The sequence below is a fragment of the Terriglobus albidus genome, assembly GCF_025685425.1.
GTDB classification, from domain to species: Bacteria; Acidobacteriota; Terriglobia; order Terriglobales; family Acidobacteriaceae; genus Terriglobus; species Terriglobus albidus.
In genome coordinates this window covers 167934-193415 of sequence record NZ_JAGTAS010000049.1, presented here as the reverse complement: position 1 = coordinate 193415, position 25482 = coordinate 167934, and the positions used below count along the sequence as shown (strand labels likewise).

Genomic DNA, 25482 nt, shown 5'->3' with positions numbered 1-25482 from the left:
GACTAAGCTCCCGCCATCCTGAAGGAAACAACTCTACCAATACAGGCCAATCTTCCAACTCCGCCATAATTCAGAAACTATCGAGCAAGAACATAAATGTCAATTAATATGTTAGCGCTTATGGGGCGTTGCCCCAGGCTGGTATAGAGCGCGCCTTCAGCGCTTTTCACCAACAACTCTCCGGATCACCATTGCCGTCATACATGATGCTTCGGCCTGGCATGGCTCCCCGACGCGAAGGCGCAATCGCCGGGTCAACACCTGCATGTATAGTACCGATCAAAGAAAGGGCCGCCCGCTATGAGGCATCCATCGCGTCCAGAGATTGATCGGGAGATCCTGGAAAAGCTGGAGCTCCGGCTCGGCAAAGTGCACGCGCGCCTACGGCTGGGCATCGAGAAGGACCACGAAGCCATCTTCGGTCACGGTCTCAATTTCTTTCATCCTGAGAACTGGTACTCGCTGCACAGCTTGTTCAAAGCCGTACTCAAAGGGACGGGACTCTATGCCCGCGGACATCGAAATGCGCAGAGGATTCATCTCCGGAATAACCCCGTGTTACTGGAGCGCCTGCCCTCGCTCTTCGACGGCTACTCAGTGCTTCACATCAGCGACCTGCACGCGGACCTGAGCCCTGAACCCATGAAACGGCTGGCGGAGGTTGTGCCAGACCTGCATTACGACCTCTGTGTCCTCACCGGAGACTTCCGCGGACAGACCTTCGGCTCCTTCGACGTTGCTCTCGAGATCCTGCAGAACGTGCGCAGCCATCTCAAAGGGCCCGTCTACGCCGTTCTTGGCAACCATGACTCCGTCCGAATGCTGCCTGCGATCGAGGAGATGGGCATCCGCATGCTGATGAACGAGACAGTGGTCATCACCCGCGGAGATCAGGAGATCTATCTCAGCGGAGTGGACGACGCCCACTACTACCGCGCCGACAACGTCCACCAGGCAGCAGGCACTATCCCCTCCGGCGCCATCTCCATCCTGCTCTCACACACGCCGGAGATCTACCGGCAGGCGGCCCATGCAGGCTATTCCCTGATGCTGAGCGGCCACACGCACGGCGGTCAGGTCTGCCTTCCAGGACCGACTCCGATCACCCTTGATGCGAAGCTACCGCGCGCCATGGGTGCGGGCGCATGGACGTACGGCCCTTTGATCGGCTACACCTCGGTCGGTGTCGGCTGCTCCATCGCACCGATACGCTTCAACTGCTTCCCCGAGATCACCATTCACCGCCTGATTCGAGCCGAAAGCCCAGCGTGGTTCTCTTGATAACAGATGACGAAGAGCTAGTAATTTCGATTGTTAGGAACCTAACTTTAGTTCCACGGCGCCCGCCAGGTAACCCACGCGTTTTGAAGTAGATTTCGTCCCACCCAAAAAACAAATAGTGGCTATGCAACGAATTCCAAAATGACAGGCAACCTGAATCTACAAAGATAACTTCTCCTACTCCGCAGCCCGGCCCTCAAGAGCCGCGCTCAGGAGTACCTTCCATGCGAATCAAAATTGTCTCTGCCCTGGTTCTTTTGACCAGTGCGATTGCCGTTAATGCGCAAACAAATCTCAGCTTTCAGCTCAAACGCGATACTTCTCCTGCCTATGGTGGCGAAAACATTGCCCAGGCTGACTTCAATAGAGATGGCAAGCCGGATATGGTTTACACAGGCGGGACGAACTACACTGACGTAACGCTGCGTCTGGGTAATGGAGATGGCACCTTCCAGGGACCGTCGAGGATTGGCATCGCGGACAGCGCCCAGATTCTGGATATTGTTGCTGCCGATTTCGATAATGACGGCATTCAGGATGTAGCCGTACTGTGCATCGGCGGCACCTTCGATGTGTTCTTTGGTATTGGCGACGGCACGTTTGCGGCGCCGGTTTCTGTTGCAACCTCCGCATCTCCACGGTCGATCGCGGTCGGCGATTTCAACGGTGATCATCTGCTTGATGTGGTGATTGGCGATATTGCCGGCAATATCGAGATCTTTAATAACGTGAGCAGCCGTAGCTTCATTCTGCAGAACACTATCGCGATAGAAGCAAACACTGATGTGATCTCAGTCGGTGCAGGCGACTTCGACCACAGCGGCATTCAGAATATTGCAGCGATGACGATCGGCAACCCGGCTGGGTCAGGAACCTATGTCCTCTGGAACGATGGTCATGAGAACTTCAGGAAAGCTGTGTTGACGCCCTTCACCTCTCCTGCGGGATTGACGATTGCCGATCTGAATCAGGACGGTATGGCCGACATTCTGCTTTCGTATAGCTGCGGCACCCAGGACACCATCAAGGGGAACAACTCAACCTGCCAGGGCGTAATTGCCTTTTACGGGCAGGGCCAGCAGAAGCTCTTCGAACGGACGCTGGTGATGTCGGATGGTGTACAGGCATCGAGCCGTGTATTGGGCGTGGATGTGAATGGCGACGGCATCGGTGATCTGGTTGCAGGAAATACGACTACCGGCGCGCAGAGTGGCTTATTTGTCTGGCTGGGCCATCCGGATGGATCGTATGAGCAGACGCCGGCGCAGTTTATCGCGACAACCGATAGCGTCGGACCTCCTGCGGCAGGCGACTTCAATCGCGATGGCATGATGGACTTCGTTGCAGACATGCCTGGCTCAGCCCAGACGCAGATCTTTCTCAATGCAACGGACCGCGCGCCATGCTCGACAAGCCAGATCGATCCGACGGTGACTGTCTGCGCGCCGGTGGACAACACCTATCTGCCAGGCCCCACAGTACGAGTGCAGGCCAATGCGTATGACACGCGCCAGGTAACTGCGCTGCAGCTTTATACGAATGGAACACTCACGTATTCGCAGCCAGTGAGCTCGTTTGACCAGAGCTTCCCCTTGAACAACGGCGCCAACTTCCTGGTGGTAAAGGCCTGGGATTACACCGGCCTGAACTTCCGGTCCGAGCGCCATATCAATGTCTATAGCGGAACGCCGGAACCGGTTTGCCCGGCTGCTCTGGGGACAGCAAATATGTGCCTGCCTTCCGGCGCAACCAGCGGCTCCACGGTCCATATCCTGGCAAATGGATATACGCCGGTGGTGCCTACATCCGCACAGCTTTATATCGACGGACATCTCACGATGACCGACGACGGCTGCATACCCAACGGTGGATGCGTTGGCGGCACATCGTTCATCGACGCGTACGTGTCGATGCCCGCAGGAAGCCATGACCTCGTCTTCAAGCTGTGGGACGCAAATGGAAATGTATATACAGCGGAGAGAAATGTAACCGTACAGTAGCTAGTGCGTATCGCGAAATTCGAAAGCAGTAAACTCTCGTTGCCCCATTCTTTCGCCATAGGCGAAAGAATGGGGTATTCGGGTTATCGAGGAACTTTGAAGTGAACTATTCGAGCGAAGCTCGAACCAGGTGGGAGCCGTGGGCTTTCAGCCCACGGTCTATCGCCTTAATCATGAATGGGCCTTAGGCCGGGGCTGTTTCCTTATGGACAGAAGAGGCCCAGGGCTAGAGCCCGCCTACTTTTTACACCTTTATCAGCGGGCTGAAGCCCGCCGCTCCTACCATTTCAAGGATGCTCCTGGGCTATCTCAAATCAATCAAATTTGCCGACACACTCTAGGACCGAACACGCAGCTGTATGGTGTTCATGAAGAGGTGTTTTCTTGACACAAACTCCAGGCAGGCTCGAAAAGGGTATACGAAAGACCGCAATAATTCTGGCGTTCTCCATATCAGTAGCGGCTGGCTTCGTTTGGTCGGCCCATCATGTTTCGGGACATGTGGGTGAGAAGCAAGCGGCGCCTCCTGCCATCGAACTTCCTGCCCACTACCGGGACTGGAAGCTGATTTCAGTCGCACATGAAGCAGGTAAGCTGAACGACCTCCGGGCCATCCTGGGCAACGATCAGGCTGTAGATGCGTTTCGCCGCAAGAATCTTCCATTCCCAGATGGCGCGATCATCGCCCGCCTCGCCTGGACATACACTCCCTCAGAAGAAAACAACAAGGCCTTTGGACAAGAGCAATCCTTCGTAGCAGGAGCACCAACAAACATTCAGCTCATGGTGAAAGACTCGAAGCGATACGCCTCGACTGGAGGTTGGGGCTTCGCTCAATTTACCAACGGAAGACCCGACCCTCCTGAAGCGCTAAAGAACTGCTACTCCTGCCACCTCCCAGCGAAAGAACGTGACTACGTCTTTACGCGCTACGCGCCCTAGGAGGACCAACTGCGCCGGAGGCATATAACGATATCCAGAGGGTTCACCGTTTATGTGAACCCTCTGGCAAAAGGATTGGGATTCGGTGCTATGGATCGTTACCAGGACAAGCTTCTACCCCGTTACGCCACATCCCGCCTATCAATGTAGGTCCGGCGGTCGTCAGCTTTATTGTCGGAACTTGCCTCACTGGAGGAGGCTACGTCCTGGGCGCCCGTTTCTTTCAGAGCAGCCTTTGCTACATCCACTTCCTCGGATGTCGAGCAGTGAACCGAAAGCAAGGTGCCTCCGTCCTTTACAGCACCTTCGTAACGCTTTGCCTCGAACTCAGGAATCCCGAGACCAATAAGAGCACCCATGATGCCCCCCACCGCCCCGCCGACGCCTACTCCTGCTAAGGTTGCGACAATTGGACCCGCCGCGATAAGTGGGCCAACGCCCGGAATCGCTAAAGCCCCAATACCTGCTAACAGTCCCAACGTTCCACCGACGACGCCGCCTGAAGTAGCGCCAGTCGCAGTACCCTCTGGAGCTTTGGTTTGCTTTTCGTGGGCGAAAGCACGCGTGCTCTCATCGTCGGGCAGAAGAACCGAGATAGCGGAATTTGCAAAACCTCTGGAGAGCAGGTGGTCCACAGCGGTTTCCGCTGCACCGACCGTCTTATAGATACCGAATACTGCTACATTCTTGGACATATGTATCTCCTATGGCTGCGAAACAGCCCTAATTCGTTTCTGCGGATTATTGTTTTACCGTCAGTTGATTGACTACTTTGCCTGAGTCAACCACGCTTGTCGCAGCGGCAAAGACCTTGTCCTTCTCTTCTTCAGATTGGACCGGGCCTTTAAGTGTGACTTGTCCGTCCTTCGTGATGACCTTCACGTTGTGAGCGTAGGTTGAAAGATCCTTATCTGCCATGATCGCTTTGCGGACATTGGCGGTTATCTGGACATCCGATTTGGCGTTCGATTGACGATCCGCATGAACAGACTCGTTCTTGTTCTGACGTGTGTTATCAGGAGCGTTTTGCGCATGGACCAGAGGAAGCGCCAAACAACCCGCGAAGACCGTGACAGCAAATTTCGATGGGAGAGTACGCGGCATTTTCATAGGAACAACCTTTCGCCGAAAGCACTAGGAATCTCGCCGGATCTTTATTCGATCCGGGTTCAGGCGACTGAGATGTTAGGGGATCGAGAGCAGTTGTCCTACAGGTGATGAATAGAGCTTATTCCTTGTAGGTGTAGTCCATAGCATCCTCATTTATGAGCGTTTTCCGCAATGAAAACGCCACTGCACGCCCCTTCCTGGATACCCGGCAGCAGGGAAAATGCTCTAAACGCACTGATCCTGCAAACCAGTTGCCGCGCAGCGGTGACTCCCTGGGACCGGCTTTTCTCCTCCGGTCTGGCTCGTATCAGCCGAAATAAGGCTAGGTAAAACCCTCCTACTCCGCCCGCAACGCCTCCACCGGATTTACGGTAGCGGCGCGGCGCGACGGAAGATAGCAGGCAAGCAGAGAAGCTGCCGCCAGCAGCGCCACCACGACTGCCAACGTCGCCACATCCCAGGTCCGTACCCCGAACAGCAACGACCCCATCAGGTTTGCCGCCGCGATCGAGCAACCAATGCCCGCGACGATGCCGAAGCAGCTTAGCCGGCCAGCCTCACGCAGAATCATGCTGTGGATGGTGCTCCGCTGCGCTCCCAGCGCCATGCGCACGCCGATCTCACGTTTCCGCTGGCTAACCGAGTAGGAGATCGTCCCATACAACCCAATCATGCTGAGTAGAAATGCGATGCCCGCGAAACCGCCCATCAGCCAGGCCGCCGAGCGATGCAGCCAGGCTGAGGGTGAATTATGAATCCGCTGCTCCAGCGTGGTCTGATCTTCGACACCAACCTCGGGATTCAGCGCCCGCACCGCGGCCGATAACGCCGGCAGCATCGACTCCGGCTTCGGAGACGTCCTCACCAGGACAGAGAAATATGACGACGGATCCTGCGCGAAGGCTTCATACTCCGCGGGCCACTCCTCCGCATCGAGAGCACTGTCTTTGATGTCACTCACGACGCCAACGATCTCGCGCAGCGACTGCGGTGTCAGCTCCGTATCGCCGATCTTCTTCCCGATAGGGTCCTCACCCGGAAAGTACTTCTTCGCGAGTGATTCGTTGATCAGTACGACTTTCGGATGAGCGGCATCGTCTGTCTCGGTGAAAAGGCGTCCGCGGAGCAGCTTTGCCCGCAGCGTCTGGAAGAACGCCGTGCTGACCTCGCGGTTATTCACCTCATTGTGGATGCCGTTATAAGGCTTGCCGACAAATCGGACCCAGTCTGTATTGCAGTTGCAACTGACAGGTAGAGTCGTCGTCAGCCCAACTGACTGCACACCAGGCATGTTCTGGACCCGCTCCAGCAACGTCTGCGCGAACTGCGCCCGCTGGGCGTCCTTCTCGAAACCTCTGGCCGGCAGGTCGACCGAAAGAGTGGCGATGTGATCTGGCTCGAATCCCAGGTCGATATGCAGCATCTTCCATAGGCTCTTCGACAGCAGCCCGGCCCCAGACAACAGGACAACCGCAATCGCTACCTCCACGATGACCAGGTTTGCTCCCAACCGCCGCCAGAACGTGCTTCCACCGGACCGTCCACCGTCGCTCAGACTCTGCCGCAGCGCCGCCACGGGCAGCCGAAGAATCGGCGCGATTGAGAATAGCCCCGCTGCCAGCAACGATACGGTGGCGGTAAAGGCCCAGACATGCGGTGTCAGCCCCATGCCCTGGAGATACGGCATGCCGGCAAGCATCTGCTTCGAGATCATGGCGTGCAGCACACGCATCATGACTGTGGCCACAGCCAGGCCCGCCACCGTCCCCAGCAGCACCAGGACCAGGCCTTCCGTGACATATTGTCTGGCCAGACGAACCCGCGAAGCTCCCAGTGCTCCGCGCACCGCCATCTCCTGCCGGCGTTTCTCCGCCCGCACCAGCAGCAGGTTCGAAACGTTCACGCACGCAATCAGCAGCAACAGCCCCGCACCGCCCAGCAGCACAAACAGGATGGGACGGACGTCCCCGGTGATCGCCCTTGCCAGTGGCATCACACTGGCTCCCTGTCCGCGGTTCGAATCGGGATACTGGCGCTCCAACTGCTGCGCGATTCCCTTCATCTCCGCCAGGGCGGTGGCGACCGTCACACCATCCTTCAGACGGCCGATGCCATAGAGGTTATGGCAGCTTCGCCGTCTCTCGCATCCGTTTGTTGGTTGCGCGGTTGTAAAGAGCTCTGCATTTCCCCGTGGAGCGAACTGAAAGTCCGATGGCAGGACGCCAATGATCGTGGTTGGAACCCCGCTCAGCTTCAGCGTCTGGCCGATAACGTCTCTTCGCCCACCGAACCGCTTCTGCCAGGTGGCGTAACTGAGCATGCCTACGGGTAGTTCCGAGACCGCATCTTCTCCGGGCCGGAAGTCGCGGCCTTCTACCGGCGTCACTCCCAGGGTGCGAAAGAAGCCTGCGCTGACTCTCGCCCCAGGAACCGCTTCGGTTCCGTCCGGCGTCTGCAGCAGATAACCCGATCCGGTATAGATCTCGAGCGAGGTAAACACCGAATTCATCCGCTTCCAGTCGAGGTAATCCTGATACGAGAGGTTCCCTCGCGGAAACAACGCCAGGCTCTCCGTAACATCCATCAGCCGGTCAGGCTGCGCATAAGGCAAAGGCTGCAGCAGCGCCGCGTCAACAAACGCAAAGATGGTGACACTCGCACCGATGCCGAGAGCCAGCATCAGAATTGCCGTAATCGCAAAGCCGGGACTGTGGGTCATCTGCCGCACGGCGTACCGCACATCCTGCACGACCGTCTCCCAGCGGAAGGCCACAACATCGTGGCTGCGTTCTCTCAAGCGGGTCGTATTGCCGAACTGGACGGCGGCCCTTCTGTGAGCCTCCTGCCGAGCCGTTCCGTCAGACCGCAGCTCCGCTTCAATCTGCTCGCGGTGGAACTCCATCTCTTCCCGCAGCTCCGCCTCAAACCTGCTACGCCGAAACAGATACAGCAGCCGATTCATCCACCGCCCAGCAGCGCTCATCCCTCTACCTCCACATCGCGCATCACCCGCCCGATAGCCGCAACCATCTGCTCAAAGCGCGACAACTCGACCCCTAGCTGCTTCCGGCCTGCTGTCGTCAGCGTATAGACACGTACCCTCCGGTTCGACGGAGTCCTCTTCCACTCCGCCTTTACCCAAGCCTCCAGCAGCAGACGCTGCAACGCCGGATACAACGAACCCTCTTCTACCGTCAGCACCTCGTCCGACATCTGCCGGATCGACTGCGCAATGGCATATCCATGTAACGGACAACGGGTCAGCGTTTTGAGGATCATCATGTCCAGGGTTCCTGGCATCAGGTCTGCTTTTCTGCTCATGGCTGCGTATCATAGACAATCTATGCATAGAAAAGCAAAATTACTTTAGGCGGGTCATTGGAACCAGTTTCGGCACGTCATGCGCTGTGAAGATGTCACCGTATCAGCTTTCGGCCGATCGAAGCCAATTGGGTCAGGACCGGCTTCTCCAACAGCAACACCAATGTGCAGAACAACCTGCGCCGAGGCGCAGGTGTTGTGTTTCCCTTGCAGTAGTGGGAGCTCTACAAGTCGTAACGCTGGGGAGCAGCGGGCTTCCAGCCCGCTGACAAAGGGCTAGAAGTAAATGGGCTTTAGCCTTGGGGCCTTCTCTCTAGAGAATGAAAGCCCAGGGCTAAAAGCCCGTTCATTTTAGGGCCGGTAAACCGTGGGCTGAAGCCCACGGCTCCCACCCGGTTCGAGCTTCGCTCGAATAGTCACCTCAGCGAATCAAGTTCGGTGGAGACCCGAACATCTCACCGAGCGCATAACTTGCTAAATCAACCTTCCAGGGACTGAATCAACCCACGGATATAACCATAGCTGAAGGCAAACGACTGCAGTCCATCCGGATCGTTCGCCGCCTGCGGCACATGATCCGGCATCAGCAGATACGGATACTCCACCTCCTGATACACCCGGATCGCCTTCACCATATCGACATCGCCTTCATCCGGATACACCTCGATGAAGTCATCACGATGTCCGCGGATATTGCGGAAGTGCACGTTGAAGATCTTCTTCCGCGTACCGAAGTAGCGGATGACGTCATAGATCTCTTTACCGGGATCGGCAAGCATCTCCGAGACCGTTCCCTGGCAGAAGTTGAGACCGTGATACGGGTTCTCCTGAATGCTAATGAAGCGTTTCAGGCCATCCACCGTTCCGAGCACACGGTCGACTCCCTGGTACCCCTCCGGCGGAACACCGGGATCATGCGGATGGCAGGCCAGGCGAACTTTGTACTCATCCGCGACAGGAACAACGCGCTCGAGGAAGTAGGTGATGCGCTCCCAGAACATGTCTGCATTCACATGCCCGGCACTGGTGAGCGGTGTCTTAGGATGTGCCTCTGAAAGCTTCCATTGGCTGTAAGTACAATCGCCACGCCCCTGGACGCGGCCGATGCGCAGCACACCGAGAATGCTCATGTTGTATTTGATTGCCGGCAGACCAACCTGCCCGCAGTTGCGGATGAGCTTCTGAAAGTCCTCGATATCGCGGTCGCGCTCGGGGCTCTTCGCCAGCATGATCGCCGGATGCTTCTCACTGTCGATGTGGCTGGAGGTAAGAATTGGCGGCCCCACGCAGTCGATCTCGATGCCATTCTTCTGAGCCAGATCCTTCATGCGGCTCAGCTCTTCCACCGTTGCGTAGATGCGGCCATCGGCAATCTGCGGATAGCCGCAGATGTTGCGCACACCATATCGAGCCAGGTACTTGAGGTGCGTATCATTCGTCGGAGCGCTTTGACAGCCGAGCTTCATGGTGGCGCGCTTCGGCGCTGCCGCAAATGCCGCGGCAGCCTTTGAGCCCGCGGCGGCGATGCTCGCGAGACCGGTGCTGGAGAGAAATTGACGTCGGTTCATGCGTGCAGCGGAGCTCCTGCGGCTTTATAGATGGCTTCAATACAACGGAGATCGGCGAGACCTTCTTCTCCGGGTGTCTTCGGTTCGGTGTTCTGCAGAATGCACTGCGAGAAGTGATCGGCCTCGCGCACAAAGTGCATCGGATCCTTCTCCTGGTTGGTCTCGTCAATATCGATCCGCTTTGCATCCCGATGAGGCTCTTCAGCATATCTGCCCTGCAGGTGCTGGCCCTGATAGGTATAGGTACCGACCTGAAGCCAGCCATATGCTCCGTGCAGCCGATAAAAGCCGGCCATATCGGCGCCGTAGGTGGAAGCGCCGGTTGCCAGTGCTCCGGAGGGGAAACGCATCAGCCACGAGACATTCTCTTCCACCTCCTTGAAGCGTTCATCGCGATCGATGGTCGCCACCTCTCCCTGGAAGCCGATAGGCTCCTGCCCGGCGAACATGCGGAAGGCGTTCAGGCAGTAGATACCGACATCGAAGAGCGAACCGCCACCACCCAGGGCCTTGGTATAGCGCCACTCGCCGAATTTGATATTGAAGCCGTTCGCGGCCTCCATCGCCTGCAGCGGTCCGATGCGGCCGCTGCGCACGATCTCCAGAGTCTTCAGCGTAATCGGCTCGTAGTGCAGGCGATAGGCGATCATCAACTTTACCTTCGCCGCCTTGCAGGCATCGATCATCAGGTGGCACTCAGCCGAGCTGATAGCCATCGGCTTCTCGCAAAGAACATGCTTTCCGGCTTTGGCCGCACGGATGGTGTACTCCGCGTGCATGCTGTTGGGCAGCGCGACATAGACGGCATCGATCGCCTTGTTCTGCCCGATGCGGTCGAACTCTTCATAGCTGTAGATCGACTCGCGTGGGACGCCATACTGGGCGGCAATGCGCTCGGCCTTATCGCGATGTCCACTGACCAGCGCCGTGATCTTCGAGTGCTGTGAGTTCCTGACACCTTCAAGAAAGTGCGTCGCAATACGGCCAAGACCGATCACGCAGTAGCCGATTCGTGGCGGTTCCTGCCCGCCAATCGCCCGGGGCACGTGCGCCGCGCCCAGACTGAGCGCACTTAGCTTCGAGAACTGTCGTCGCGTCAACCGCATACCGTACCTCCTGACTGACGGGAGCCAGAACGGAATTCAGATTTGTTGCTATCAACAATTCGGCGGCCAAAGTGTACGCGACGACAAATGCGGTTCACAAGGACAGTTTTTCGCCGGTGAATATTCGCTTTCACCTTATTACTAGTGTGCTAGTATGCTAGCAATGCCCGACGACGTGAAACAGTTCAACGTATACCTGCCGACGGACCTGATTCGCGCGGTCAAGTATCACGCCGTCGAAACGGAACAATCGCTCTCGGCCATCGTTGCCGAAGCATTACGCGCCTATCTCGACGAGCACAAGCGGAAACGGAGGAAGCATGAGAACTAAAGGCATCGACGGAATTCTGATCGAGACACACAACTGGGGCGCCACCGTAGCCTTCTGGCGTGACCTCGGTTACGAGATCGAGTTCGAAACCGATCACAATTCGGGCCGTCTGCGTCATCCCAGGGGAGGTCCCTACCTCTTCATCGCCGAGCGCCCGGCCCACCAGCCTCTTCAGGTCACGCTTGGCCTTGCTGTCGACGATGCCGAGCGATTCACTCCTCCGCACAGCGGTACGGTGGTGCATCCCTTTGAGGAACAACACTGGCCGGCACTGCAGATGATGCTCGCCGATCCCGACGGCCGGCATATTGCAGTCGATGCGCCACTGCCGTCCAGAAAAAGCTGATCACGAAAAGCTGATTCGTCAGAACAGAAGGGAGGATCCATGTCCGCACCGCAGCCAGACAGCACCGCAGTGCGCGTCGCTCTGTGGCGCGCATTGCACGTCCAGATCGATGAGCCACCGCATGTCATCGAAGATGAGATCGGCTTGCGATTGGCGGCTCCCCCTGACGGCTGGCAACAACGCCCCGACATGGATTCGCAGGCGACGCGGCTCTTCCGTGCCTCCATCGTTGCCCGGGCCCGCTTCATCGAAGATCTGGTCCTCCAACAGGCCGGCCGCGGTATTCGCCAGTATGTCCTGCTGGGCGCGGGCCTCGACACCTTCGCTCAGCGCCGGCCGGAGATCGCCTCCCGCATGCGCGTCTTCGAAGTAGACCAACCAGAGCCCCAGGCATGGAAGCAACAACGCCTCATCGAACTCGGCTTCGGTATTCCGGAGTGGCTGCGATTCGTTCCGGTGAACTTCGAAGCGGGCGACACCTGGTGGCAGCGCCTCAATGAGGCCGGCTTCGATCGGCGTGAGCCCGCCGTCGTGGCCGTAGCCGGTGTGAGCATGTATCTCACCAGGAATGCCGTAGACTCCATGCTGCATCAGGCCGCAGAGCTGGCTCCGGGATCTACCTTCGCGATGACCTTTCTTCTGCCGCTCAATCTCGCTTCCCGTGAGCTGCAACCTGGACTTCAAATGGCGGAGAAAGGAGCGCGAGCCGGAGGAACACCTTTCCTCAGCTTCTTTACGCCGGACGAAATACTGCACCTCGCTCGCGAAGCCGGCTTCAGGGAGGTCCACCACGTCTCAGCTGCTGATCTCACCGGGCGCTACTTCGCAGGAAGGACCGACGGTCTCCATCCGCCGGAGAATGGCGAAGAGATGTTGGTAGCCACGACGTAGAGTGTGTCGATGGATTTGGAAACGGTATGCACTCGTTGCCCCATTCTTCGCGGCTTTGTCGCGAAGAATGGGGTATCGCGCTATGCGCGACCGCTTTTCCACGCTATTGGATACCGGAAAGATCTCGGTAGAGAAGCAGATTTCTCCGCTACGCTCCGAAATGACAACAAAAGGGCCATCACCCTGAGCGCCGGATTGGGCATATCGGGTAGAAAAGCGCTGAAGGCGCGCTCTATACCAGCCTGGGGCAACGCCCCAGGTTTCGGTGCCCACAAGATGTTAAAGGGCTGAAGGCCCGCTCCATAGTTCTTCAGCTATGAATACCAAAAGCGCTACAAAGAGGCTCGCGAAGACTTGCGGGACATTGCCATTAACGTCTCCTGCACAAGCTAGGGCAACATCGCCATCGAAAGCGCCGCCGTACTCACCGCGCAGTTGGAACACACAGGCGGCATCTCCTCCTGAATCTGGCGGATATCCGCTTCCACTCGCGCAGCCTCCGGCTTGCGATGTGTGTCCTTCAAATACGCCAGATACTGCTGCAACACGGAAAGCCGATACGAGAGCAGCAGAGGCCGCGGCAGGTCGGTATGGCTGTTCACGATCTCGAGAGCCTTGAGCACGGCCTCTTCGGCGCCATCATGAACACCGCACTTCCACAGTGAAAAACTCTGTGCCGCCCAGAAGGTTGCGGCCTCCAGAGAGTTCGCCTTCAGGCTGGTGGACACCAGCGTCCGTGCCTGCTGGATATCCTGAAGTGCGCCCGGACAACGGCCCTGATAGGTACGCGCATAGCTGCGTGTCAGCAACGCGGCCTCTTTCTCAGAGCTATCTGTGCTTTGCTGACCTTGCAGCTCTGACAAAGTCTCAGAGGCCTCCTGTTCCGCGTCGCGATAGTGCCTCTCAAGAAGAAGCCCGATCGCGATCGCCTCATGCAGATGCGCCTCCTGCGGGCCATCATGCAGCTCCCGATTGAGCAGGAGCGACTTGCGCAGCAGTGTTCTCGATTCCTGGGTACGGCCGGTGGAGAGATAGACCGATCCCAGCCCATCCAATGCATCAGCCAGATCTCGATGAGAATCCGGGGATCGAAGCAGCGGAATGGCACGCGTGAAAGCTTCCTCTGCGCTGCCCAGGTCCAGTTGACTCTGATATTCGTTAGCGAGCCGCAGCCATAGTGCTCCGATCTGTCCCTCAGAAGCGTGCTGCTCTTCGGCATTCGCAATCTGCTGTCTCAGCGCAATAGAACGAGCCGAGGCCCGCTGCGCCTGCACCTTCACCATGAACGACAGAAGAACCGAAACGATGACAAAGGCACAGAGGAAGGGCGAAGGGCGGTCCGCATGAAGTGGGTAGGATACGTCGGGCGTCTTCATGCCCAGACAACGTGCTGAAGCATCGAGTGGTTAACAAAATCTCTCTACACACCGCAGAAAGAAATCGAAAAAAGTTTGTTAACCAAAGCCGAACGTTCTCCGTTGTATAGGCGAAGAACATTTCCAAATGAACTTTTCCAAGGATGACTGCAATGGGTCTTAACCGTTCGAAGCTGATGCCCGCGATGACACTTCTGCTGGCAATGACAATCTGCCCTGGCCACGTCTTCTCGCAAGCGAAGGAAACAGCCAAACAGGTTGTGCCGGTTCCGCCGGCGCCCACAGACGATGATCTGGCGGTTAAGCGGGACCAGTTGCTGGCGCTCCTTCGCATGAGTCCCACGCTGACACAGGTGCTCATCACCGATCCGACCCTGCTGGCGGACGATGCCTACATCAACCGCGTCAACCCGGAACTGGCGCGGTTCCTGGCGCAGCATCCGGAGATCACAAGGAATCCCGAGTTTTATCTCTTCGCCGAGTTTCCGGAGCAGCGTGGCCGGCATACCGAACCGCTTCGGCGTCGCGGAAACAACAACAATCAGATGAATCAGCTCGAACTGCGGCGGCAGTATATGCAGAATGCCCTGCAAACGCTGATCTTCATCGGAGTCGTAGGAAGCCTCTTATGGCTGATCCATATCCTTCTCGAAAACCGCAGATGGAGCCGCGTCTTCCGCCTGCAGAGCGAGATTCACAACAAGCTGATCGAGCGCTTTGCCACCACCGACAACCTGATGCAGTACATGAGTACCGAGTCCGGAAGACGCTTCCTGGAAGCCGCTCCCATTCCCATGGGCATGGACCGTCAGCGGATGTCGGGCGGACTCGCGCGAGTGATCGCATCGCTGCAGATCGGCCTGGTGCTCTCACTCCTCGGCCTGGGTCTGGTGTTGCTCCGCCACAGCGTGCAGGAGTTTGCCGCACCGCTTCTGGTGGCCGGCGTGGTGACCATGATGCCCGGTATCGCTCTCCTGCTCTCTGCCGCAATTACCTGGCGAGTCAGCTCCCGTTTGGGACTACTATCAGAGAACCAGAATGATGCGCAGCAGGATCACATCTAACAAGCGCGCTGGGCCGCAGGGAGCTTCACGATGAACTGGGAAAACGTCATTCCGGGAATCATGACTGGCGCCGCGGCTCAGACGGCAGATCCTGCTATGGACAGCGATCAGTTCGCAGCCTTCTATGAGCGCTCTTCTCGACAGCTATGGGCCTATCTGGCCCGGACCTCAGGCGACGCGGCGCTGGCAGATGACCTGATGCAGGAGAGCTATGTACGCTTTCTCTGCGTCAGACCCCTTGCTGAGGGAGAGATCGCCTCGCGCAGATACCTCTTCCGCATCGCCAGCAATCTGTTGCGCGATCACTGGCGGCGTCCGCGCACCCTCTCCATCGAAGACGCACCGGTGGAGCGGCTGGCGCAGGATACCTCAGTACAGATGGAGTCGCGCCTCTCGCTCGAACCCGCCATGGCTGCACTGCGGCCGCGGGACCGCCAACTGCTTTGGCTGGCGCACGCGGAAAACTACTCTCACCGCGAGATCGCGGAGATCACAGGGCTGGGTGTGACAAGCATCCGGCTGCTGCTCTTCCGAGCCAGGCGACAGATGGCGCAGGCTCTGGAGAAGAACGGCAGGGGAACAGTATGAATCTGAACGGATGCGCTCGTTTGGAAGAGGTACGGCATGCGCTCTCGCAGGGTCACTGGCCGCAGGCCTGCCCCGAATTGCAGGCCCATGCGCGGACCTGCGCGCGATGCACGGAAGAGGTGCTGGTCACAAAGCATCTCCAGATGCTGCGTGCACAGAGCATTGCGACCGTACAGCCCGGCAGCGCCAGCCTGCTTTGGTGGAAGGCCCAGGCCCGCCGCAGAAGCGCCATGCTGCAACAGATGGAACGGCCCCTGCTCGCCGGACAGCTCGTTGCGCTGGCGATCGTTTTTTCGATCATCGTGGGCTTCGTGACGCTTTACAGCCGCGGTGTGCTGACGAGCGGCATCGAGACCGGCGGTGCGGCGACGACTTCAAGCACCTGGTCGTGGTTGCTGGATGCCTGGGGACTGCTGCCCGTCCTCGCCGCTGCAGGCGTCATTGTTCTGCTGGCGGCCGTCGTTCTGTATCTAGTGCTGCCTGTCCGCTATCGCGATCAACACCGCCCGCAGAATGGATGAGTCCTCCGTCCGGAGGACTAGCTCATCCGAGTTCCTGACCCTTCGCTGCATTCAGAGCCGTGGTTGCGAGCATCCCTCCCAATCCCATGGTCTCCACCGCGGATGAAGGCACGATCACCATCGACCCACGTTCTTTGATCGCCTCATACAGCATGTTCATCGCACGAAGATGGAGTGCAACGGGATTCTCCTCGTACGCTGCCGCAGCCTGGACGAATTTATCGGAGATCTCTGTCTCTGCGAGGCCCAGAATGATGCGTGCCTGTCGTTCCCGTTCCGCCTGTGCCTGCCGTGACATCGCGTCCTGCAGGCTCGCGGGAATCTGCACATCACGGACCTCGACCGATTGCACGGTAATTCCCCATGGAGTCGTCTTCTCATCCAGAATCTTTTGCAGCTCGCGGCCAAGCGTCTCACGCTCGGCCACCAGTTGCGCCAGCTCATGACGCCCGATCGATTCACGCAGCGCTGTCTGCGCGCTCAACGAGATTGCATCAAAGTAATCCTCCACCTCCAGAATCGCCTTCTCCGCGTTCCAGACCATCCAGAAGACAATCGCGTCCACATTTACCGGTACCGTGTCGCGGGTCAGGGTAGATTCAGCGGTAACACTCGCAAGGCGAATTCTCTGATCCACATATGGAGTCAGCGTATCGACAATCGGAATGATGAAGAAAATGCCGGCTCCCTGGAGACGCCGGTAGCGGCCGAAACGCAATAACGCCACCTTCTCCCATTGCTTTACGACCTTAATGGCGTTAAGCAGGTAAAAACCCACCAGAATTCCCACCACCGCCGGGAGAGGGCTATCCGTTACCTTGCTTCCGATCACTCCAACGACACAACACACTCCAAACGCCATCAAAGCGACTTGGTTCGTTCCTCTATAGGTGCTCGTTCTGGCCGTCATGATCTCTCCTTCCGAACCCGTTCCTTTACCGCTCGTAATACTGCAAGAAGCTCATCGATCGAAAACCCGCCTGCGCCCGCACGTGCAATGGTTTCCTCTGCGATCTGATTCAACTGCCGCTCGCGTTCGGCGTCGGCATTGCGCAGCCGGCCCTCGCCAATGAACGTACCCGAACCCTGCTGCGTCTCGATAAGCCCGCTTATCTCAAGCTCACGATAGGCTCGTGCAACTGTGTTTGGATTGATCGCCAGATCGACCGCAAGCTGACGCACCGTGGGCAATTGATCCCCTGCAATCAACGCTCCCGTAGCCAGCCCACCGCACACCTGATCGATAACCTGCCGGTAGACTGGAACGCCGCTGACCGTGTCGAGGCGGAAACGGAACGGCGGGCGCGGCTTCTCTGACCGGGATTTCATGACAACAAATGTACTATTTAACTAGTACATGTCAACAATAATTTGAGGGCTGACGCAAATCCTATTCGGATCACCAGCTCACTCTTTTCAGAAACACAGACGTCTCACAGTCATGCGTGGAAGGCGGTTCGCACTCATCGTCGGCGGGTTCCTGTGTGGCACGATGCCTGGACAAACCACGATCGAGCGCAACGCAGCCCTCGTCGTGGTGCCGGTCATGGTGCAGACCTCCCAGCGTGACACGGTCTTCGGCCTGGAGGCGAAGGACTTCCTCGTAACCGACGATGGTGTGGCCCAGACTATTTCTCTTGACGAAGAGCAATCGCTGCCGTTGTCCCTGCTGGTCGTTATGCAGACCGGAGGAACTGCTCGTACTCACTTCCGGGATTACATCCATCTCAGCACCATGCTCAACCAGATAACGGAACAGCCGGGAAACCGCGTGGCCATCATGACCTTCGACAGCAAGCCGGAAGCGGCGATGCCGTTCACCTCAGATCTCTCCCGTTGGAACCAGGCGATTGATCATCCGGAGCAGGGAGATAGCGGAGCGGCGATCTTTGACGCGATCGCAACCGGCGTTCAGCTGTTGGAACAGCAGCCTGCCGACCGGAGGCGGGTAATGCTTCTGCTGTCGCAGCATCAGGACAATGGAAGCAAGGCGAAAGCAGACGAAATTCTGCGCGCTGTCGGAGAGGCGAATATCCAGATCTATAGCCTCTCGTTCTCCGCGGAAGGAGCAAAGATTAAACAGGCCTTCCGCGATCCTCCGCACCTCAACCCGCCGATCCCTGGAATCGGACAGGCGTATTGGGATCTCGGGACGCCGTTGTCACTCGCCATCGGAGCGCTGCAGAAGAATGCCGGAACCGAGGCAGCCACTCTTTCAGGAGGCGAAGGCCTTCCCTTCGCCGGCCGTGCGGACCTGGAACATCAGCTCGCAACCATCACCCAGCACATCCGTAATACGTATCTTCTCTCGTTCCCACCGCACTCCTCCGAACCGGGGCTGCACACACTCAACGTCCGTATACCCCAGCATCCCGAGCTGCGGGTCTCCGCACGCGCGTCGTACTGGAGAAGGTAGACGGAGCTTAAATCAAGGCGCAGAGACACACGAAAAGTTCTTCGCGTCATCGATGCTGCCGCTGCCCTTGTAGTGCGAGGCCTGAGGGTAAGGACAGAGCGGACGTGTACGGTCGACCTTGCCACTGCTTCGATGCGCTGCCACGATCTCCTTGGGCGCTTTGCCGTGCTCTACCCAATCTTCTAGGACGCCGATCTTATCGAAGGTGTCAGGTCCTTCTCCGCCGGAACAATGTCCCATGCCCGGCATCATGTACAACCGGATCCACTCCGGCAGATCGGCAGAGTTGCCGGTCTCCTGGAGTACAGATTTGTAGAACTCAATCGTCGAGCCCGGAGCCACCTGCTGGTCTGCCCAACCATGATAGAGAAGCAGCTTCCCGTGATGCCTGGCGAACGCCGCCAGATTCGAATCCAGCTCGTCGACATCTTTGTTGATTGCGTTTGCCTTTGCCGCATCGCGCTCCAGATCGAAGCTGCGCCAGTCCCAGTTGGGGTCCTGATAGACCAGGTAGCGGAACTGATCGAGGAACAGGTCTGCCGGCGCAGGCCCGCCGGCCAGACGCGCCCAGCGAAGCTCTGTCCCGGGCTCCAGACGCGGGAAGTACACATTGCCTTTCGCATCGGTCGCCGGGCTGATGATCGTCTGCGCGGTGTGAACCTGCCGCTCTGTCAGACAGTCGGCTCTGTCCTCCGCTTTGCATGCGAGCTGACCGAAATCAACCTGACAGCTTTCTGGATCCTCGATCAGGCCGTCTTTCACGCCATCCTTCGCGTCACAGGCATTGAGCACTGCTTGATGGATGATCGGATACTTGCTTGGCGGAATCGCATCAGCAGGATCTTTGAAGGTCCGGTTTGCAAGCCACAGAGCCCAGGCATTGCGGCGCACATTCGCCGGATCGCCGGCAATGATGCCGTCAAACTCATCAGGGAAACGCGCTGCCTGCAGCAAACCCTCACGCCCGCCGCCGGAGCATCCATTCCAATAGGAGTAGCGAGCATCGCGTCCATAAAAGGCCTTGATCAAGACCTTTGCCTCCACCGTCATCTCGTGTTCGGCGCGATAGGCAAAGTCCACGAACTTTTCAGGATGCCCCATCAGGAAGCTGCCGCTGCTCCCTGTGTGGCCATCGTCAGTCGCGCTGGTCGCATAGCCGCGGCGCAGAGCCTCCGCCATCGCATCATAGGCAATCGATCCACCCCAACCGCCGCTGCCGACAGCGAGATACTTGCCGTTCCATCCCATGACCGGAAGCCAGACTTCAATCCCGATGGCGGAATCACTCGTCGGCTTCAGCCTGGCAGCCACACGGCAGAAGGCGGGAAGACTGGTCAAGCTGCCCTTACCTTCCGGCGTCGTAAATGCACCCGCAGCAATGGTCTTCGCTGTCGCAATGGAAACGGACGAAGAACCCGCCTGTTGCAGCCGCTCGCACACCTGCCCCCATGCGCACGCTGTTGCCAACGCCGCCATAAGCACAGCCGCGGAAAATGTCCACCGAGTCATCATGATCTCTTTCGCCCGTGCCAACAATATCACTGACCTTCGAACTTGATTGTTACCAAGACTTGATAGACTCGGCCCTACAAGAGTGAGTTCCTATGGACGGTTCCGCATGTTTTGGCTCAAGAGGCGCCTGATATTGCTGGGTTTCGGACTTGTGTCGATTCCTATCGCTGTGGGCCAGAACAATCAGCCCCGCCTGGTTTACGATCTCGCCTCCATCAGGCCGTCCGGACCGAATGCTCCTGCCGGAGGCATTGATCCGCTCCCGGGTGGAACCGGCTACAAAGGCGAAGGCGTCTCCGTCAAGGTCATGCTCAGCGTGATGTACAGAGTTCCTCTGCGGCAGATCGTTGGTGGGCCGGACTGGCTCAACGACGAGAGGTTTGATGTCCAGGCCATCACGGAGACACCTTACAGCACCGACGATCTCCACCTCATGTTTCAGAACCTGCTGGCAGACCGCTTCCATCTGAAGCTGCACAAAGAGACCAGACTGGCTCCGGCCTACGTCCTCGCTATCGCCAAGTCCGGTTTGAAGATGGTGGAAGCTACCGCCGCGCAGGATCACAACATCCCGATCACAAATGGCGGAAACAATGAGTTCATTGGCAACAGTGTGCGCATGAGTTTCTTCTGCTGGTGGCTTGGGCTAAGGCTACAGAACGATCAACGCCCGGTGATCGATCAGACTGGCCTCACAGGAGCGTACGATTTCAGACTGTCGTTCCGGCCTCAGCTCGCTCCGAACGCATCTATGGACGTAAACAGTTCCGAGCAAGACAATCGCCCATCTATCTTCGATGCATTGAAGGATCAGCTCGGACTCGTGCTCACTCCTCAGAAAGGTCCCGTCGAAATACTAGTTATCGATTCGGTGGAGAAACCCTCGGAAAACTAGGGCAGTGTCCCAGAGGTTCCTGTCATAAACCTTGTCATCGCTGAACGTTCGGGTCCCCGGGGAACCTGTACCCCGGCGTATTTCGTGAAGGACCTGCTTTTCAGCGCTTCGCGTGGCAAAACCCGGTTCGAACTTCGCTCGAATAGTTCACCCGGTCACATATACAAAATTCCCGCCGACGCGTTTCGCTGTATACAGCGCCCGGTCACATTCGATCAGGAGTGTGTCTCCCTCCATCGTAGGTTCGCTCAGGGTAGCTACACCGAAGCTTGCCTTCAGCGTGATCGCCTCTTCGGCAAATGGAATACTCCTGGTTTCGAGCGCCGCGCGCAGCCGCTCCGCAATCTCATGCGCGCCGTTCTGTGGACAGTTCGGCAGCAGAATCACGAACTCATCGCCGCCCATCCTCGCTATGGCGTCCGCCTCTCTCAGCCCTTCGCGGAGGCATTGCGCCGCAGCCATCAATGCCTTGTCGCCGGCACGATGTCCGAAGGTATCGTTGATTCCCTTGAAATCGTCCAGGTCCATCATCACTACAGACAATGGCTGGCGGGTCTCGCGGCTGCGGATCACCGCATTGGTCAAAGCCTCTTCAAAGGCACGACGATTCATCACTCCTGTCAGCGGATCCGTCATCGCCTGCATTTGCAGCTCATCGCGCAGCGAGGTTGCCATCATCCAGAGAAACGCAAGATCGATCGACACGAAGATCGTCGTGTTCAACATTACGGTCGTTGTCTGGATCTCGTCAGCCTTCAGGTAAGTCTGCGTAGTTCCCCACACCAGCGTCAGCAGAATGCGCAGCAGGTTCAGCGCCGCGGAGAAGAACAGGACCGCGCTCATCGTGAGGGCCGGAGCGCGCATGCGCGTATACCAGCCATGCGCTGCTACCAGTCCGGCAAAGGCGAACTGAAAACCTGTCGCCAGGCCGATACCCGCCAGCCGCAGCCGTATATTCGGATATCCATAGGTAAACGTCAGGCACAACAGCAGTGAGAGTGCTGCTATGACGCACTGCCCTCGCCAGTACCAGCGCCGTTCTCCAAAGAACGCCGCCAGACAACGGTGCAGCAATACATATCCCATGCTGTATAGGAAGTTCGAAAGCACGACCGCTGCCCATACCGGCAGATGCTCACGGCTTGCAATCAGGATTCCGCCGACCAGATACCCAACATTGCTCGCCGCAAATGCAAGCAGGCCGCGCATGGCGCGATGCTGACGCAGATTAACCAGAACCAGCAGCGTGCAGAAGCTCAGCAGGCAAACCCGCTCCAGCAGCAGCGTCCGCATATCCATCCCGGTCTGGACCTCCCCGTCTGCTTCCGAAAGACACGTAGCAACATAAGGCAGACCGGGGGAAGGGCTTGCGTCATACTCTCATCGACACGTCCCGACTGCCAATCTTTTTTATTGTCCCCTGGTGACGAAAGAAACCATCGTCCCTCTCTATGAGGAAGAAAAAAGGGGACGGCATCAGGCCGTCCCCTTTTCAGCATGTCCACCACCTGGACGTTAGAGCACTTTCCCTGTTGCTGGTACCCCGGAAGGGGCGTGAAGCGGCGTTTTCATTGCGGAAAACGCCCATAATCCGAATGCTCTGGACTACACCTACAGGGAAAATGCTTCTACTGATTGAAGTTTGGTTCTTCCTCGTCCTCTGCGCCGTAGCGGCGTAGCAGGTTCGGTAGATTCTGGCTGAACGCCGCCTTCGGCATGACCGTATCACATCCCGCCTCAGTGGCTTTGGCCTTAAGGTCACCCTGCAGCACCGACAGGAAGCCAAGAATCGAGACCGTACGCTTGAGCTTGGTGCGGATCTTCGGCACCAGCGTCAGCGGCTTCACACTCGTGCTATTCAAGTCGAAGACGATCAGCGATGGCTTGGTGCGCTCCTCGCCGGAGAACAATTGCGCCAACTGCTCGGGATCGTTCTTCAGGAAGCAGACCTTCACGCCCAGCTTGCGCGCGGCCTCGTTGATCTTCGCCGTCAGGAACAGGTCGTCCACGAAGAAGTAGATGTGTGTGGGAGCATCTTCGCGGATCACCGCGTTACTGACCGGGGCACGCAGCTCGGGCGGCAGACGATCGACATTGCCACCTTCGAAGTCATAGTTACGGCGCTGCTTGCTGTGTCCGCCATGCCCGCCGCGGACGTTGCCGTTCATCTCCATCGTCGACGGCGAGACTTCGGCGTAGTTACCGTTTGCCTCGCGATAGCTGTGGTCCATCGGTCCCACAAAGCTGCGCGGACCCTTTGTCTTCTGCTTGCGGCGGCCGAATCCGCCACCGTTGACGCTGTTTCCGGGCTCGATCTGGTTACCGGGGCTGTAGCCACCACCGTCGGTACGCTGGCGTTCGCGGCGACGTTGCTTCTTCTTCCAGCGTTTGGCGCTGGCACTATTCTGTTGTCCCTGCTGTGGCTGGGTGCCGGCCTGCTGCGTCTTGGGCTGGGGCACAAAGTCGCTGTCTTCCCCGCTCTGGATCACAATCTGACCCTCAGGGGAAGCCGCGGCATCGGTAGGCTTGTTTTTACGGCGGCGGCGGCGGCGACGGCTGCTACGCGATGTGCCCTGACCCGGTGCAGTGGCTTGTCCGTTTTCGGAACTTACAGGTGGAGGGCCCTGAGGCGTCGTTGCCTCGGGCAGGTTCTGCTCTGAATTCATGCTTCCACTTCCTGGTTCACTTACATTTCTTCGGATCGAAAAGCCCTTCGGCTGCCCTCAGGCGCAGCCGCATCGCAGCCGCGTCCTGCGCAACCTTGGCTTCTAAAACCGGAATATCTTTCTCGGAGAAAACAGTCTCAAGTTCTACTCGAAAGGAACTTCGTCTCGTCTTATCTCGGCTGCGTTCGCCGGCAGTTCATGCAGGCGCTTCCCCACAACCCTTTGGCACACCAGTGTCTTGGTGAAACCTTTGTCTATCTGCCTGTAAGAATTTGGAACCTGGCGGGCCGTTCAAATCGCTCCCCTAGGAGTAAAGAGTCGATCACGGCCTCAGCCTTCTCAGCCTTCCGATAGGCAACACCATACTACCCGAGGGGGAGGTGCTTGGCAAGTCACTCCCCTTAACGACGAAAGGCTACCGCCCCGGTAGCCTTTCGTAATGGCCATCACTGGCCTCCCATAAAGTGGTTCCTAACCAGGAACCAGAACCGATCCGGGGTTCACAAAGCCTCTTTGGGCTGTGATATCTCTCCGGCTCGTTCGGTGCGTGCGTCTCGCGCATCTGCGAACCACCCTTCCTATAAGCACGGCCCGTGCCAAACTGTTATTCCTTATAAATTCAATAACTTAGAGATAATCCTGGGAACCCGTTCTATTTGCTTTGGAATGTCATAGATGCTATTTCTACGGTTTTCCATAGAACTACCCTCGGAGTGAGCTATTTCTGACACAGCGGACAGTAATGGGTTCCCCGTCCCGCCAACAACAGACGCTTGATCGGCGTCTTGCACGTCCGGCAAGGTTCGCCGGTACGAAGGTACACCCGGTGCTCCAACTGGAAGAATCCCCGCATCCCGTCCGCGTCCACGTAGTCTGAAACAGACGATCCGCCCAGCTTGATCGCATGCTGCAGTACCGCCTTCACAGCCTTGTGCAGGCGCTCCAACTCTACCCGCTTCAGCCGCCCTGCCTGACGAGTCGGCCGAATCCCGGCACGGTGCAGGCTTTCATCGGCATAGATATTCCCGACGCCGTGCAGCAGCTTCTGGTTCAACAACGCACTCTTGATCGGCGTCTTGCGGCCTTTGAAGAGCTCTACAAACTCGTCGATGCCGATCTTCAACGGTTCCTTGCCAGGCCCGGTATAGCCGCGCGTCACGCTCATGCGGCCAAACCGCCGCGGATCGATAAAGCGAATCTCACGGCCCGATTTCAGGTGCAGCACACCATGCGTATGCGGAGGTAACGGAACATCGCTGTCATTCACCAGCAGCCGGCCTGTCATCCCCAGGTGCACCAGGAACTGGGCTCCTCCGGCAAGCTCGAAGACCACAGTCTTACCGATCCGGTGAACCTGCTCGATCTTCTTTCCCTTCAGGGTCTCCGCGATCTCGTCGGCCGGCGACTTGAGAGGCTCCGGCTTCTCTCCCAGCCACACGCTGACTACCGTGTCTCCAGAGACACGTTCGTGTAGCCCATTCGCAACAGTTTCGACTTCGGGAAGCTCAGGCACCTCTCGATTAGACAGCATTTCTCCCTGACGTGGCA

At 57.8% G+C, this 25482-nt stretch carries 24 protein-coding genes; 11 read left to right on the top strand and 13 right to left on the bottom strand.

What is annotated here, in order from left to right; translation table 11 throughout:
• Positions 1-300: 300 nt before the first annotated feature.
• From OHL21_RS09740 to OHL21_RS09730, 3 genes are all read left to right on the top strand, one after another.
• Positions 301-1281 (top strand): metallophosphoesterase, encoded by a 981-nt coding sequence (locus tag OHL21_RS09740; RefSeq protein WP_263417068.1) that lies wholly within the window; start codon positions 301-303, stop codon positions 1279-1281.
• Between the two features lie 224 nt (positions 1282-1505).
• The gene (locus tag OHL21_RS09735) at positions 1506-3281 is read left to right on the top strand and encodes an FG-GAP-like repeat-containing protein (protein ID WP_263417067.1); all 1776 of its coding nucleotides are present in this window, start codon (positions 1506-1508) and stop codon (positions 3279-3281) included.
• 501 nt (positions 3282-3782) lie between these two features.
• Positions 3783-4223 carry a cytochrome P460 family protein gene (locus OHL21_RS09730; protein WP_263417066.1) on the top strand — a complete coding sequence of 147 codons (441 nt, stop codon included), beginning with the start codon at positions 3783-3785 and terminating at the stop codon, positions 4221-4223.
• Positions 4224-4345: 122 nt separating this feature from the next.
• On the opposite strand, the gene OHL21_RS09725 is transcribed toward OHL21_RS09730, so the two are convergent.
• The 6 genes from OHL21_RS09725 to OHL21_RS09700 form a co-directional block, all read right to left on the bottom strand.
• Positions 4346-4918 (bottom strand): DUF3341 domain-containing protein, encoded by a 573-nt coding sequence (locus OHL21_RS09725; RefSeq protein ID WP_263417065.1) that lies wholly within the window; start codon positions 4916-4918, stop codon positions 4346-4348.
• 46 nt (positions 4919-4964) lie between these two features.
• Positions 4965-5327, bottom strand: coding sequence for a BON domain-containing protein (locus tag OHL21_RS09720; RefSeq protein WP_263417064.1), 363 nt, complete (start codon positions 5325-5327; stop codon positions 4965-4967).
• 343 nt (positions 5328-5670) lie between these two features.
• Positions 5671-8316, bottom strand: coding sequence for an ABC transporter permease (locus OHL21_RS09715; protein ID WP_263417063.1), 2646 nt, complete (start codon positions 8314-8316; stop codon positions 5671-5673).
• The gene (locus OHL21_RS09710) at positions 8313-8654 is read right to left on the bottom strand and encodes a PadR family transcriptional regulator (RefSeq protein WP_263417062.1); all 342 of its coding nucleotides are present in this window, start codon (positions 8652-8654) and stop codon (positions 8313-8315) included. The genes OHL21_RS09715 and OHL21_RS09710 overlap by 4 nt, the downstream gene beginning before the upstream one ends.
• Before the next feature lie 479 nt (positions 8655-9133).
• Positions 9134-10222 carry a mannonate dehydratase gene (locus OHL21_RS09705; protein WP_263417061.1) on the bottom strand — a complete coding sequence of 363 codons (1089 nt, stop codon included), beginning with the start codon at positions 10220-10222 and terminating at the stop codon, positions 9134-9136.
• Positions 10219-11328 carry a Gfo/Idh/MocA family protein gene (locus OHL21_RS09700; protein WP_263417060.1) on the bottom strand — a complete coding sequence of 370 codons (1110 nt, stop codon included), beginning with the start codon at positions 11326-11328 and terminating at the stop codon, positions 10219-10221. Before OHL21_RS09700 ends, OHL21_RS09705 begins: the two co-directional genes overlap by 4 nt.
• Before the next feature lie 163 nt (positions 11329-11491).
• On the opposite strand from OHL21_RS09700, the gene OHL21_RS09695 reads away from it, so the two are divergent.
• From OHL21_RS09695 to OHL21_RS09685, 3 genes are read left to right on the top strand one after another with little or no spacing between them, the layout of a single operon-like run.
• Entirely contained in the window at positions 11492-11659 is a 168-nt protein-coding gene (locus tag OHL21_RS09695) for a type II toxin-antitoxin system CcdA family antitoxin (RefSeq protein WP_263417059.1), read from the top strand.
• Positions 11649-12005 carry a VOC family protein gene (locus OHL21_RS09690; protein ID WP_263417058.1) on the top strand — a complete coding sequence of 119 codons (357 nt, stop codon included), beginning with the start codon at positions 11649-11651 and terminating at the stop codon, positions 12003-12005. The genes OHL21_RS09695 and OHL21_RS09690 overlap by 11 nt, the downstream gene beginning before the upstream one ends.
• A 39-nt stretch (positions 12006-12044) precedes the next feature.
• Positions 12045-12896, top strand: coding sequence for a class I SAM-dependent methyltransferase (locus OHL21_RS09685; protein WP_263417057.1), 852 nt, complete (start codon positions 12045-12047; stop codon positions 12894-12896).
• Between the two features lie 389 nt (positions 12897-13285).
• On the opposite strand, the gene OHL21_RS09680 is transcribed toward OHL21_RS09685, so the two are convergent.
• The gene (locus OHL21_RS09680; RefSeq protein WP_263417056.1) at positions 13286-14272 is read right to left on the bottom strand and encodes a tetratricopeptide repeat protein; all 987 of its coding nucleotides are present in this window, start codon (positions 14270-14272) and stop codon (positions 13286-13288) included.
• A 152-nt stretch (positions 14273-14424) separates the two neighbouring features.
• Here OHL21_RS09680 and OHL21_RS09675 point away from each other — a divergent pair, with 152 nt between their 5' ends.
• The 3 genes from OHL21_RS09675 to OHL21_RS09665 are packed head-to-tail and all read left to right on the top strand — an operon-like array spanning position 14425 to position 16445.
• Entirely contained in the window at positions 14425-15336 is a 912-nt protein-coding gene (locus OHL21_RS09675) for a hypothetical protein (protein WP_263417055.1), read from the top strand.
• A gap of 30 nt (positions 15337-15366) precedes the next feature.
• The gene (locus tag OHL21_RS09670) at positions 15367-15924 is read left to right on the top strand and encodes an RNA polymerase sigma factor (RefSeq protein ID WP_263417054.1); all 558 of its coding nucleotides are present in this window, start codon (positions 15367-15369) and stop codon (positions 15922-15924) included.
• On the top strand, positions 15921-16445 hold the full coding sequence (locus tag OHL21_RS09665; protein WP_263417053.1) for a hypothetical protein: 525 nt from the start codon (positions 15921-15923) through the stop codon (positions 16443-16445). Before OHL21_RS09670 ends, OHL21_RS09665 begins: the two co-directional genes overlap by 4 nt.
• 22 nt (positions 16446-16467) lie before the next feature.
• Here OHL21_RS09665 and OHL21_RS09660 read toward each other — a convergent pair whose 3' ends face one another.
• Both OHL21_RS09660 and OHL21_RS09655 read right to left on the bottom strand, forming a co-directional pair.
• Entirely contained in the window at positions 16468-17355 is an 888-nt protein-coding gene (locus tag OHL21_RS09660) for a slipin family protein (RefSeq protein ID WP_263417052.1), read from the bottom strand.
• Positions 17352-17774, bottom strand: coding sequence for a GntR family transcriptional regulator (locus OHL21_RS09655; protein ID WP_263417051.1), 423 nt, complete (start codon positions 17772-17774; stop codon positions 17352-17354). The genes OHL21_RS09660 and OHL21_RS09655 overlap by 4 nt, the downstream gene beginning before the upstream one ends.
• Before the next feature lie 112 nt (positions 17775-17886).
• Between OHL21_RS09655 and OHL21_RS09650 the strand changes: the two genes are divergently transcribed.
• A complete protein-coding gene (locus OHL21_RS09650) occupies positions 17887-18861 on the top strand; it encodes a VWA domain-containing protein (RefSeq protein WP_263417050.1) in 975 nt (324 codons plus the stop codon).
• A gap of 12 nt (positions 18862-18873) precedes the next feature.
• On the opposite strand, the gene OHL21_RS09645 is transcribed toward OHL21_RS09650, so the two are convergent.
• Positions 18874-20373 (bottom strand): tannase/feruloyl esterase family alpha/beta hydrolase, encoded by a 1500-nt coding sequence (locus tag OHL21_RS09645; protein ID WP_263417049.1) that lies wholly within the window; start codon positions 20371-20373, stop codon positions 18874-18876.
• A gap of 106 nt (positions 20374-20479) precedes the next feature.
• Here OHL21_RS09645 and OHL21_RS09640 point away from each other — a divergent pair, with 106 nt between their 5' ends.
• The gene (locus OHL21_RS09640) at positions 20480-21268 is read left to right on the top strand and encodes a TIGR03435 family protein (RefSeq protein WP_263417048.1); all 789 of its coding nucleotides are present in this window, start codon (positions 20480-20482) and stop codon (positions 21266-21268) included.
• A 147-nt stretch (positions 21269-21415) separates the two neighbouring features.
• Here OHL21_RS09640 and OHL21_RS09635 read toward each other — a convergent pair whose 3' ends face one another.
• The 3 genes from OHL21_RS09635 to mutM all read right to left on the bottom strand — a co-directional run bounded on the left by OHL21_RS09635 (position 21416) and on the right by mutM (position 25447).
• Positions 21416-22567 carry a GGDEF domain-containing protein gene (locus tag OHL21_RS09635; RefSeq protein ID WP_263417047.1) on the bottom strand — a complete coding sequence of 384 codons (1152 nt, stop codon included), beginning with the start codon at positions 22565-22567 and terminating at the stop codon, positions 21416-21418.
• Positions 22568-22896: 329 nt separating this feature from the next.
• Positions 22897-23934 (bottom strand): response regulator, encoded by a 1038-nt coding sequence (locus OHL21_RS09630; RefSeq protein WP_263417046.1) that lies wholly within the window; start codon positions 23932-23934, stop codon positions 22897-22899.
• Positions 23935-24652: 718 nt separating this feature from the next.
• Complete coding sequence (gene mutM, locus OHL21_RS09625) at positions 24653-25447, bottom strand: bifunctional DNA-formamidopyrimidine glycosylase/DNA-(apurinic or apyrimidinic site) lyase (RefSeq protein ID WP_263417074.1); 795 nt, start codon at positions 25445-25447, stop codon at positions 24653-24655.
• Positions 25448-25482 lie beyond the last annotated feature (35 nt).